This is a genomic window from Lachnoanaerobaculum sp. Marseille-Q4761, assembly GCF_017565785.1.
Classification (GTDB): Bacteria; Bacillota; Clostridia; order Lachnospirales; family Lachnospiraceae; genus Lachnoanaerobaculum.
Map to the genome: position 1 here is coordinate 164340 of NZ_JAGEKB010000001.1, position 13322 is coordinate 177661.

At 34.9% G+C, this 13322-nt stretch carries 11 protein-coding genes; all 11 read right to left on the bottom strand.

Annotated elements, in window-relative coordinates; all coding sequences use genetic code 11:
• Positions 1-58: 58 nt before the first annotated feature.
• Positions 59-271: a YdbC family protein gene (locus J4O15_RS00815; protein WP_208099341.1), complete on the bottom strand. Its 213-nt coding sequence runs from the start codon at positions 269-271 to the stop codon at positions 59-61.
• Positions 255-1139, bottom strand: a complete 885-nt coding sequence (locus J4O15_RS00820) for a hypothetical protein (protein WP_208099342.1) — start codon at positions 1137-1139, stop codon at positions 255-257. Before J4O15_RS00820 ends, J4O15_RS00815 begins: the two co-directional genes overlap by 17 nt.
• 147 nt (positions 1140-1286) lie before the next feature.
• Positions 1287-1358 (bottom strand): hypothetical protein, encoded by a 72-nt coding sequence (locus tag J4O15_RS16505; RefSeq protein ID WP_442911594.1) that lies wholly within the window; start codon positions 1356-1358, stop codon positions 1287-1289.
• 162 nt (positions 1359-1520) lie between these two features.
• Positions 1521-3371 carry a DNA helicase RecQ gene (gene recQ / locus J4O15_RS00825; protein WP_208099343.1) on the bottom strand — a complete coding sequence of 617 codons (1851 nt, stop codon included), beginning with the start codon at positions 3369-3371 and terminating at the stop codon, positions 1521-1523.
• 7 nt (positions 3372-3378) lie between these two features.
• Complete coding sequence (locus J4O15_RS00830; protein ID WP_208099344.1) at positions 3379-6759, bottom strand: PRTRC system protein E; 3381 nt, start codon at positions 6757-6759, stop codon at positions 3379-3381.
• Positions 6760-6813: 54 nt separating this feature from the next.
• The gene (locus J4O15_RS00835) at positions 6814-8157 is read right to left on the bottom strand and encodes an SWIM zinc finger family protein (RefSeq protein WP_208099345.1); all 1344 of its coding nucleotides are present in this window, start codon (positions 8155-8157) and stop codon (positions 6814-6816) included.
• Between the two features lie 135 nt (positions 8158-8292).
• The gene (locus tag J4O15_RS00840; RefSeq protein WP_208099346.1) at positions 8293-8469 is read right to left on the bottom strand and encodes a hypothetical protein; all 177 of its coding nucleotides are present in this window, start codon (positions 8467-8469) and stop codon (positions 8293-8295) included.
• A gap of 5 nt (positions 8470-8474) precedes the next feature.
• The gene (locus tag J4O15_RS00845) at positions 8475-10214 is read right to left on the bottom strand and encodes an AIPR family protein (RefSeq protein WP_208099347.1); all 1740 of its coding nucleotides are present in this window, start codon (positions 10212-10214) and stop codon (positions 8475-8477) included.
• A gap of 19 nt (positions 10215-10233) precedes the next feature.
• Positions 10234-10959: a TRM11 family SAM-dependent methyltransferase gene (locus J4O15_RS00850; protein ID WP_208099348.1), complete on the bottom strand. Its 726-nt coding sequence runs from the start codon at positions 10957-10959 to the stop codon at positions 10234-10236.
• A gap of 10 nt (positions 10960-10969) precedes the next feature.
• Complete coding sequence (locus J4O15_RS00855) at positions 10970-12271, bottom strand: type II restriction enzyme (RefSeq protein ID WP_208099349.1); 1302 nt, start codon at positions 12269-12271, stop codon at positions 10970-10972.
• Entirely contained in the window at positions 12264-13100 is an 837-nt protein-coding gene (locus J4O15_RS00860) for a DNA adenine methylase (RefSeq protein ID WP_208099350.1), read from the bottom strand. The genes J4O15_RS00855 and J4O15_RS00860 overlap by 8 nt, the downstream gene beginning before the upstream one ends.
• Positions 13101-13322 lie beyond the last annotated feature (222 nt).

A 13322-nucleotide genomic window follows, 5' to 3' on the forward strand; every position in this document is an offset into this window, starting at 1 on the left:
AGGTATTTTTTATGCTCTTTTGACTGTTTTCTTTCAATTTTCTTTGATATTAAAATAGTTACTCCATAAGTTTTTTAAGAGTCTCAAGCTCCTCTTTTGTTAGTGTCACACCCTTTCCCATCTTCTCATGATTCGGTGCCCATTCTCTGATATCATACTTAGGTGTGGCGCCGTTCCATGAAATCAGGTTAAGTTCCTTTCTCCACCCCTTTGCATTCTCCGATAAAACACCTATCTCCTCTACAATATCATACTTAAAATCTGCTGCCATATTTCTCCTTTCCTGATTCAAGCTCTTCAAATAGCTTCCAAACTCTTCTGATACTATTTCTTTTTTCCCTATTTTCAGCTTGACGATAATACTTTTTTTGTTGCTTTGTCACTTTCGGTAATTTTTTATAACTAATCTGTATTAACTTTTTTGCTTCATCATGTTTTACAATATATTCCAAATGATTATACGGTGATTGATTCTTTGCCACATCCTTTTGTACATGGTAATGTGCAGTCTTTGCCTCCTCCATAGTAAGAGGCTTATTATCAAATGGACAATGCAATAACTTATACCTGTCAAAGTATTGTACATATGATATTTTCCAAGCAGCCATATCAGTAAGAATATAAAGATCAGTATCATCAAACTCTATTTGTACTCCCCTTTTATTAGCTAAGTACTCTATTCCAAGTGCATACTTTCTATACTTACAAGGATAAAAGGCTACCCTCTCTTCCTTTGCAATATATCTCATAGCTGTTTTCAGATTCTTACTTTTTCCGATTTCATCCACTCTGATTAACAAATCTTTTTGAAGTTCTTCATTCCACTCTTCAAGGTACAGCCTTATATCCTGACTTGACTTGCTCAGACTGATTCTCCAATTATACCAATCAGTATGTACTCCTATATAATCTTCCCTAAGCTCTGTCCAAATAGGTAAATCTCTAAATACATCCTTTAAATTTTCTCTATATCCATTGTATACAAACTTGATGTTACAGCAACACTTACATGGCTTTAAATATTTAATCCTTCCATCATCCAAGTCAAAACTTACCAATGACTTTTCTTCTATTCGATTTATAAATCTGCATCCCGGTCTGTGATAAATCTTTGATTTACTACTCATCTGTGCTATCATTTTCTTCCTCCAATCTACAAAGTACTTCTTTGTTATATTAGGAGTCTATCAAACCACCTGTCCATTAAAAATGACAGCAGATTTTGGGCGTTTTGTTATCTGCCTTTTATTGTTTTTTAAACGCTTTAATATGGCTTTCTAACATTATCAGTCAGAGTATCTCTTTGACATATATGCGATATCTTCCTTAATCCGATCCCTAAGACTTTCAGGTTCCAATACCTCTACATAAGGAGCATATTTAAATATTTATTTTTAAAACCTTCAATATTTCCTCCTCCACCTGTTTTAATAAAAACAAAATTTCTTTCACCTTTAATTATTCCAAACTGCTTTCCGATTACTTTGTCATATTTTTCAATAATTATCCTCCACCTCTATTCATAACTGATATCCCTTTATTACCGCAATAAATCTCTCGCCGTATTTACCGTATTTATTTTCCCCGACACCCGAAACATTCAGCATATCGGACTTTGTAGTCGGCATCTTTGCACACATATCTATCAAGGTCTTATCATTGAAAACGATATATGGAGGTATCTTTTCAGCCCTTGCAATTTCAAGTCTAAGCTCTTTTAACTTGTCAAAGAGTTTAAATCCTGCAGAAGTTAGTGAATCCATACCATTTATATTCTTCTTAGGCTTTAACTTCCTATTTGTGACCTTATCTTCATCCGTAATCTTGACCATCACTTTAGTATCAGTGTTTTTAAGTCTACTTATATCTCCAAGTTTTAAAACCTGATATTCACCTGTCAAAATATAGCCTTCAAGTAAAAGCTCTTCAATAAGCCGTCTTAGCAGATTTTTATTTGATGATTCCAAAACTCCATAGGATTTATATTTACTTGCTCCTATTTCAGTAAGCCTTGCAGTCTTTGCTCCAAGAACCGTATCCATTATTATATTCTTACCATATCTGCCACGAGACTCATATATACAATTTATTATCTTTTTAGCCTCATCCGTCATATCCAGAGTTTCAAATTGCCGCAGACAATTACCGCAATCATCACATGGCTTTTTAGGATCTTCACCAAAGTATTTTAAAATATAATTGCGCAGGCATTCAGTTGTATAGCAATATCCCTCCATTATCTGAAGTCTTTTAATATCCCTCTCTCTGATCGTCGTGGCATCTATGGGATCAATATCACTAAAATCCTTATGCTCCAATAAAAACCTGTTTATTATAATATCCTGAGGTGAAAAAAGTAATATACATTCAGAATTTAAACCGTCTCTGCCGGCCCTTCCGGCTTCCTGATAATAATTTTCCATACTTGAAGGCATATTATAGTGAATAACGAATCTGACATTTGATTTATCAATTCCCATTCCGAATGCATTTGTCGCTATTACAATACTTGTATAGTCAAATACAAAATCATCTTGCATTTGCTTTCTCTCTTCATTACTCATTCCGGCATGATATCTGGCAACCGAAATATGTTGCTTTCTTAAAAGTGTATACAGACTGTCAACATTTTTTCTTGTGGCACAGTATATAATACCGCTTTCGCCCCTATGTCTTTCTATATAATCAAGTATAAATCGTTCCTTATTCTGTGGTTTATCTACCTGAAAGAACAAATTTTCTCTGTCGAAGCCTGTTACAAGAAAATATGGATCACTAAGCCCCAATGAGCAAATAATGTCCTCTCTGACATTCTGTGTTGCAGTTGCTGTAAAAGCACTTATAATGGGGCGTTTACCCAATATATTTATAAACTCTGCTATATCCATATAACTCGGTCTGAAATCCTGTCCCCACTGTGATATACAATGTGCCTCATCTACAGTTATCATTGAAATTTCAATACTTTTGGCGAAGCTGATAAAGCCTTCACTCATCAACCTCTCAGGTGCCACATATATAATCTTATAATGACCTTTGTATGCATTTTTGAAGGTATCATTCAACTCCTTTTCAGATAATGAGCTGTTTATAAATGCAGCATCCACACCGGCTTCATTTAAAGCATTTACCTGATCCTGCATAAGAGATATAAGCGGTGAAATAACCAATGTAATACCTGAAAGGAGCATAGCCGGAACCTGATAGCACAGTGACTTTCCCGCACCCGTAGGCATTACTGCAAGAATATCTCTGCCCTCCAAAACAGCATTTATAACAGATTCCTGTCCCGGCCTAAATGAATCATAACCAAACACTGCCTTCAATGCTTCCTTTGAAGTTTTATATATTCCCCTATCAAATGTTCTCATTCTTTATTCACCCTATTCCCAACACTTTTACCAGACTCTTTGCTTTATTAATTGCAGCAGACTTGGCACTGCTTTTGGCAATTTCTAAAAGCCCCTGCCATTTGGCATCTTCTTCTGAAATATACCCTCTCTTTGCCGCTTCTCTTAGATAATCGGCATAGTAATTACAAATATCCAAAATGCGGTTTATCCATACCGGAGGTTTATTATTTTTTACAGTTTCCTTACCTGCCTCAACTATGCACTCACTAAGCATAATCCAGAATACACTAAGAAGTTCTCTTTCCTTCTCAACCACTCTTACAAGCTTTGCGGGACTTATCTCTTTATGACATAGCAGTTCCTTTGTAATATCCCTTAATGTATCTACATTCAGTTCACCCGATTTTACCAGTTGCTTAAAAAGACTCTTTGCACCATATACACTTTCTCCATCCTGAGCTAAAAGTGCCACTGCAATTGTAAGAAATGCCTTTGAATATGGGGTAGGTTCTCCTTTTAAAGGTCCGTTTTCTTCATCTCTCCAATTTCTGAACTTACTTAATATAATCTTTTTTTTCACACTGTCATAATGAAGCCATACAGCCTTTTCATCTTCATTTATAATTTTTCCATCATTATTTGCCACAAATGCCGAAACCTGTCCTTCATTTGCAAGCCCGTAAACCCATCCGGCTATTGTTACCTGATATTCATACTCAGGAACATCAGGCAGTTTTAAGTTAAATTGAAAAACCTTCTCATTCTTTCTTACTTCAAGAGCTTTTACACCCATAGACACATTATCATTAATAAGTGCTTTGGATTCAGGTAATTTCACCCACACCTCATCAAAATCACTTAGAGAGACTTTAACATCAGATGTTTTTTCACTTTCATCTGCTTCTTTTACAGCCTCCGTATCAAATGATTTTAATTTATTTGTGATTTCCTTCGCATAACTTACTGCTTTTGAAGCCCCTGATTTAGCTGCAAGAGTTTTAATTGCATTCATTTCCAATACATTTTGTGTGGCAAGCTTATTTTCTACTGCAAAAATAACTTCATTAAGATAATCTCTTATAAATTTTACAATCTCAGCTGTTCCTGCAAGCATTCTTGGTGCTTTAAGCGATAATTCCACTACATCACATGCAGCCATCCATACCAAACTCAGCATACCTTCTTTTGCCATATTCTCCATTGAAGCAGCCAGACTAGCCAAGTTTGATGGTGTAGTGCCACTCCAGTCAAGCTCAGAAATATCGGCTATTCCGGGTGTTAAAAGTCCTCTACCCCATGCTTTTTGACTGGCCTTTATAATATCATCTGCATTCTCAACGCTTAAATTACCTTGTATTGCGATCCAATTCATCATTGCACCTTTTGTAACCGGCTTTCTCCTTCTTGCTATCTGCCTTAAGATAACTCCCTGGCCATGGTAAACTTCATAATCTCTATGTATCGCTGTAAGAGAATAATCCCCCCAAGTCGGAAAAATAGTAAACATTGCGTCATGACTGTATGAAAGTCTATTCGGTAATACTTTAAGGCTTTTTGGCATATTAAGTTCTATTCTCCAGTATGGCGTTTTCCCCGGTGTAAACTCAGGCTCAATGTATGGATCTTTTAAATATCCGGCAATCAAATCACCGACTAAAATCTCTTCACCTGATTCATCCTTCAGCACTTCTCCTGAAGGAAGCTCTATTTTCAGGTTCATCTTCTTTAATTCTTCCGTGTATTTTTTTATATCTGCATCTGTAAGCAATTCCATATCCAGCCTTGTAATTGCAAGCTGTAAATCAGGCTCTGAAACATATGATAAATTCTTATCTTCATACATTAATAAGCGTTCCACTAAATCACTTAAACTGATACTTAGATCCACGTAGCTTGGTGTACTCAGTAAGCAAGGCCATTTGCCCATAGAATTAAACAATAGCTCTCTTCGCATATACATAAGGTCATGGTATCTGATTATTAAGACTTCTTTTTCACCATTCCACACATTTTCCCTTGTGTCTTTTATCATATTCATTTCAAGATTCTTAGCCCATCTTCCAAGTGTTCTTAATCCTCCTGCATCACCATTTGGAATACCTGCAAGGCTCATTTTAGCTTCATCCGGATTTCTGTAAGCAATATTATTTGCGATTGCAATAAATCTCTCAAAAACAATATCTTCAATAAAGTCCTTTCTTTCAGAAATAACTGAGGCAAAATCTGTTAATCTCTCAGATGATATCTTACCAAGAGCGAACTTGGGAACATCCCAAAGCTTAGGCGTTTCTCTCCAAAGCCCTTGTACTTCTTCCTTTATAGCTTCTTGTTCGATTTTTAATCCCCATTTGTTTTCAATGCTCCCCGCAAGCTTTACTATGCTTTTATCTTCATCCTGCTTATAAAGTAAGAGCCATTCTTCATACTCATTCACAGACTTGAGGTTTTCCCTTCTTAAAGCAGAATTCAAAATCATTTTTTTTATTTTTTTCACCTTTGCCGAACTGCAGGAAATAAGTATTGTATACAACCAATCTTCAGCGGCACTCTCTATAAGTACAGGTGCAAATCGCTCAAGTATTGCTGTTTCTCCAAGACCAAGCAGTGGAATAATTGTTTCCGTTCTTTCTATAATATCTCTGTCACTAAGTCCGATTTGCTCTAAAACATTTACAAGTTCTTTTCTGTCTCCCGGTCTTTGTGCAATATTAAGTCCATAAAACACCTGCTCCATTGCCATATCTTTATCAAGAATATTATTTTGTACGCCCCATATGAGTAAAGATGAAAAAGGTCCGGTTGCAGGCACATTTAAGGCCACTCCGGCTTCTATATGCTCCTTGAACCTTCTTAAAATCTCTTCCTTTTCAATCACAAAATCCTCATCAAAATTGTAGTCTTTTCTTTTTGACATTAAAAGAATTGCCGCTGCTGCCGCCCAGTCTTTCATATACTCCACAGATTCAGGAATTTCAAGATTCATTTCATGAACAAGTTTCAATGCCAACATACCAAGAACCGACAATGAATGCTCCCATACTCTTCTGTTTGAAGTACAGGCAGCTTGTATAAAGCTCATAGCATAAGTATCTCCACGAGCCTCAATAGCCTTTAGAGCAGCTTCACTGCCCGCCCTTAAAACATTTGCCGCTCTCTTTGCATCCACACCCACACGAATGGCGAAAATTGCAAGTTTGCCTAAGTCTACATCCACCACAGGAACAAAACCGTAACTGTTCTCCGATAATTGTTTGATCTCCGACCACTCTCCGGATTTTAGTCCCTCTCTTGCAATTTTTTGTTCTTCCTTTTTTCCTATCCCAAGGTTTAAAATATCTTTAAAATCTGTTTCCTCATATCCAAGAGAACGATAGATTTCAACTGACTTTTCAAGTTTGCTTGCCATACTGACCTCCATTTTACCGCTTAGTGCCTTAACGAATAGTAATAAAAATTATTTTCACACTTTTTCTTTTTTCAATTTCACTGCCAGGATATGTTTACACGGCCCTCTACCGTTTTTATGTTTCAGATACCATGTACAAGTGCATTTTGCATTCTCAAGGTTTTCATCTGTAGGATAAATAACTCTGTATGTTGTATCTCCTGATTTTACATGCCATATATTATCTTCAATATATTCAGTATCTTCAATAAGCTTCTTTGCCCCTATAAGTCTTGGATTATCCTTTAAAACTCTATCCGGATCATCCGGTAATTCTCTATGGAAAAATGCCCTCTCTCTTACATCAAACCCAAGTTTTCCTGAGACGGCAAGCAGCTCCAGTGCCGCATTCGTATCACTTTTTACCATACCCATAGATTTTGACATCTTATCAATATCAAGCCTTGATTCAAAATTCAATATATTATCAATTCTGTCTGAATACTCTAATATTTTTAAATCCGAAAGTGAATCAAGTAATGCCCCTTCGCCTGAATACCCCTCATAGCTCTTTGCTGTCAAACTAAGTGTAATATTTACTCCGGTCATACATACCTCAATCATCATCTGCCCGGGCTCGCTATCCTTCGGTGCATAAAAATATACAGCACTAACATTACTCATTATCCTCTTAAGTGCACTGAGTCTATGAAGTCCGCTAATATATACACTCATTTTTTCTTCTCTCGGTTTTAACATCACACCTGTCTTTGTAGGTGTCAGCCATCCTGACCGCTCCTTTCCTGTAGCCGCCGGTAACATTGCAATAAATGTCTTTGCCTGCATCCCCTCAATATGGAATTTGTACTCCATATTTTGATGTAGTATGACACAGTTACCAAGTGCTCTCACCCATCTGTCAGGCATTTTTACAGGTCTTTGTATATGTATATCTGTCAACACACCACCATCAATATTCTTACTGTGTAGAGTCTTAAAGCCGTCATCTCCTATGCGAAACTTCAGTCTGTCTCCCTGCTTTATATTAAAAAGAGATTTTCTTAAATCAGCTCCGATATCTACATTGGTAGTACCATAAAGTATCTCGCCGTCCAAGGCACTTTGAAAAACATCAAGCCTTGCATAAACGCCATTGCAAGCGGAAAAACATTCCGCTCTCAGTCTATCCCCCTGTGCGCAAAGAATAGGATCTCTTTGTGCTACCGGTACGTAATTAAAATATCTTGTACCGACTATATCTGCAAGTACCAAAAGTCCACCTGAAACTATTGTCGGATTTATAATTTCTCCATTGAAAAAAAGAGGATTATCCTCTACTCCATTAGGTGTTAATGCAGATGCTATAGACAATGCCAGATTGCCGTCAAGAAGGGTTGATCCTGTTTTAAATTCTCTCATTATTTCTCCCTGAAATTTGTATACTAAAAGGGCAATCCAATATAGGATTACCCTTCTATTTTAGCATATAATCTAGTTTTTTACTTGGTTCTATGTGGTTTAAAACATAGTATTTTTGTAGATTACTCATATATACTATCGTGTCTTACTACGACAGTCTTTACACCATGATTGATTTCTAATCTTTACATTTCCCATATTTCTAAACCCAAAATCACTTAATGCTTTTTCCTCACCGCAATGAGGGCAAATCCTAGTTGGTTCACTTCCATTATAACCATTAGATTGAATTATAGGTTTTTCATTATTCATATTAATCACCTCTCTATCTCGTCAATAACTTTTTTTAGTTGTGATGTCAACATCTCATTAACCGCAGCTACCATACTTTTGACCTCTGCTATCTGAGCATTAGCTTGTTCTTTATTTTTTAATCCATCTTGTAAAGCCGGCTCAAGCTTTTTACTAAACGAAATAATTGCCCCTATGACTTTCAACCACATCTGTATAAGTTTTTCAAAATCAGAATTATCTTTAAATTTCAATTTCCATTTGTCACTTATTTTTGCACTTAATAAATCTTCCAAACAGTCAGATATAGTTGCTATCATCAGCATTTTTGATCCCCTTTTAGACAAGAACTCCATTTGTGTTTCTTCAGTATCTGTGCGCGATTCTTTTTTCTTTCTCAAGTTATTTTTAAATTCATCAATTGCCTTTGATAACGAATAAATAAAAATAATATGTTCAACGCTTAATTGATCTGTAAACACCTGTGCATAAATCTTATCCTCATCCCAAATACGCTTTTTTCCATTATATGCAACTACACAATCTCCATGAAATGCAAGAACAGTCTGAGCTACTAAATATGGGTCAAAAACAATTTTGTTCTTAACAGTCTTATCATCTCTTCGACCACCATTATAAAACAATGCCGGATATTTATTGAAATCGTTTCTTAAACGTTCCTGCTGCTTATCATTACTTCTTAAATCAGATGGTAAAATTTCATTTTGTTTATTGTTATTATTTATAATTGATTCTATTATAGTCTTATCATTACATACAATAAATCTACACGGAATATAAAAGTCATCATTCACTGTTTCAGGTGCACTAATTGCACCGGTTGTTTGTGCACCGTTAATAATGGTTATTCCTTTTATTGTTAATTCTTCTTTTTTATCATCATAATGAAAATCATTAACAAGTGCCGTAACTCCATTATTGTATGCCCAGAAGTTTGTTGGCTCCTTTTGCACGGATTCGATAATACCGCTGTTTATACTATTTTTCCTTTTTCCTTTACCAAGAAAACTTCTCGGATTTCCCGAAAATAAATCGTCACGCTTATCTAAATATATGCTCCTAAGCCACTTTCCTGAAACTGCTGTAACATATGCTCGCCAACTGTTTGAGTCCAATTCAAAACCATTTTTGCAATCAACCACAAAATTATCTTCAATAGATATTCTTCTGGTAGAATTGTCAAACCACTTTTGAATTGTATTTAATCCAACCTCTAAAGTGCTTATCTTAAGTTCTTCATCTGGGTACTTACTATTTACAGACGCCTGAACTTGCGCTTGTACTGCCCTCATTTCAGTTTCTATCTTTGGATTTCTCTTTTCATCCAAATTGTGAACATACCAAAAATATACAGTTGAAATTTCCTGCTTTTTAATAGCATCCTGTAAATCTAATACAGCATCTTTAATGGTATTAGGAATCTCTGAAAGCTCTTCTGTAAACACCCAAGCAGCAGCAGTATTTAAATCACTTGCCTTGTTTTCTTTTGCTAAATCTTCCAATTTTGCATTTGGTCTATTATATGCTTGCGCAACAACTGCTACGCCTGATTCTCTATCCACATAAATCAAGTCACATTTTTTATCATCTGCACCATCTGTAAGTGCTTCTGCTGCTACGGAGTCTATATCTTCAATATCGAATCTCAGTTGTAGTGCATATAGTAATAATGCATTATCTCCATATGACTTCTCTAAATCATTTCTTCCTCTAAATTCCTTTAGAAAACTAAATTTACTTTCCATTTATCTCTTATACCTCATTCTATTTTCTTAGGATAAAAACATACTCATGTGATAATAAGAAGAAGTTTTTCTCAATACTAATTTTCTCCCATTTTTCTGTCATCCTACAATTATACTGTTGTTTTATAATTATTTCCTTAAGCTTAAAGTCTGCCTTTTCAAAGACCTTCATGGTATCAAAACCTAATGGCCTAACAAAGCCTTTTTGACGAATATCTCCCATTACAAAGGCACAATATTTTCCACTTTTTAATACTCTAAATGCTTCTTCTGCCACCTGAGCCATGGCACCTAAAAAATCATTATAATCAAGTAAAGAAATGTCGCCATCTATTCCATCGGTATACCTAATTATGTCTGCATAAGGCGGATGCGTACATATAAAATCAATACTTCCATTTTTTACAAAATTCAGATTTCTTGCATCTGCTTTTCGCACTTCAACTTTTACATCACCATATGCAAAAGCAATCTTTTCTTTACACCTGTCAAGAGCTTTTTGATTAACATCAGTACCAATCGCATTTCTTCCTAAAAGCTTAGCCTCTACTAAAGAGGTCCCACCACCTACAAATTGATCTAAAATCCAATCTTCTTCTTTTGAATACCGCAAAAGTAGATTACGCACTACATATGGCGAACAGTTTCCTCTATAATTTGCATCATGTGTCGCCCAATTCCCTCTTTCCGGAAAAGACCACACTGATGATTTCTCAAGTTTGAAATCATCCGGCTCCCACTTCATATAACTCACCCTATAAATTCCTTAGATTAAATATCCATTTCAACCATCCCTGAACAGAACTTGCTCGTCTAACAATTTGTCCTTCATTGCATACATTATATTCTCGCATCATATTTTCAATAACCTTCTTATCTATCATCTCTCCACCATTTTCAATAACCATATCAAAGCAATCTGCGAAAATCTGATGCTGTAAGATTAATTCCACAAACTTCAACTGGCGCTGTTTATAGTTTAATGAAAATACTTTCTCACCTAGTTTTGTCAAAAACACCTTCTTTTGTTTATCTTCACTCTTCTTCTCAAATAAACCAATATAAGCTCCTGCATTGTAATAATAGTCTGACTGTCTCATATCAAACTCCATCAACTCTGCAATTTGTTCCGTAGTCATTGGATTATCTTTCATGTTTTCAAGCAATGAAATAACCCTTTCAAAGGAATTAGCTTGAATAAATGGCACCTTTAAATCTTCATACTGATTATCCTTATAAAATATTGTAGTATTATTTCTCACCTCAATTAAATCCTCTACCTCAATTGTAGTATCTTGAAGAGAATAGTTCTTTGTTTTTACTAATTTTATTGAAGAGTAATCATTTTCATCAACAAATTTGTACTCAAACAAACGAAATATCATATTTGAGTATATAGAAAAAATCAATCTTATTGGCTTTGTAACCTTATTTTTCCATAATCTAAATGGATAATATAACTGCCTTACATGGAAATCCTCATTAATTACATTTTTTGCTTCCATAATAATGACATCATTATCATTTTCAAATCCCCCATCTATTTCGCATTGTGCATTTTTCACAGATATCTTCTGTTTATTGCCTCTAACTGTATCAACTACAAACTCGAATTCTCCTGTTCCCATTCGACCATTAAATGTTTCAACGGTTCCCTCATCTTCAAGGAAGTCATCAAGAATTCCGGAAAGAATAAGTACATTAATCGCATTAGCCTCAGAAGAAACATTATTAACATCTATAGTTTCGTACTCCGGAAGCTCAATATAATCCATTTTATTTACAGATTCCGTCAATTCCGGGATTTCCTCATACAAAAGAAAATCTCCCAGAATATAAGAGCTTCTACTATCTGGCAGGATATTCAAATTATTAATTTTAAATACTGAAGGCAAAGCTGCATTACAGTCCCACTTTGCCATCAATCTTGGTTCTTTAAATTCTTTTATCTCACTTGCTTTTATATGAAATATTCCATCTTTTTTAACTTTATTTAAAATGTCATACTTATCAATGAGCTTTTGCCATGCTTCATTTGCTAAAATTGTATTACCCATTATATATTAGTACCTCATTAATCTCACCACGTTTTTTTGCCACACTATTAATGCTCCTCTTCGCTTTAACTGTTTTAATCTTATAGCACCTATATAATTCCCTTATCTCTTCGCAATCTGAATTTGACTGTACAAACCGAATTCCCTGACGAGATAGTTTATCACATTCCTCTTTCAATTCAACTTGACTGTCATATCCGAATCCCCCTTCAGTATATCCAGTAAAAGAAGATGATTCTGAAATCGGCATATATGGAGGATCAAGATATACAAACGAATTTTTTTTAAGATGTTTTAATGGCTCTTTATAATCTCCATTAAGTATCAGTACTTCATTTTCATTAAAATATTTTGAAATTGCTCTTAAAACCGCCTCGTTAACAATATTCGGGTTTTTGTATCTTCCATAAGGAGAATTAAATTGTCCGGCAGAATTAACACGATACAAACCATTATAGCAAGTTTTATTCAAGTAAATAATTCTTGCTGCTTTTTCTACGTTAGACATTCCCTTAAATATAGGTTCTCTATCTAACGCACGCACTTCATAATAATAATCTGATGAATTTTTTTCTTCATGTATTTTCAGCACCTCTACTAAATCATCGACATTATCTCTTACTGTTTTGTAAACATTAATAAGCTCTATATTACAGTCGTTAATAATAGCTTTCCTTGGCTGCATATGAAATAAAATAGCACCACCACCAATAAACGGCTCCACATACATTGAGCACTTATCATCAATCATTGGAACTATATCAGACAACAACTGTCTCTTTCCACCAACCCATTTTAACACCGGACTTAACAATAAATTTCCAGACATTTTCTCACTCCTAGTATGCTAATTAATATTTAGAATTATATCAAATATACTCCCTTCGGTAAATGAAAACTCGAACATATTGTCGTTGTTTTTATACTACCAGTGTTAACTTCTACCACTATGCTCAAATTACTTTTATCAATGCAAATACTTCAATTTTTTCAATAACTAAATTCATTAGTACAATTTATATAAAAATTATTCTATACAAAAATAATGTTT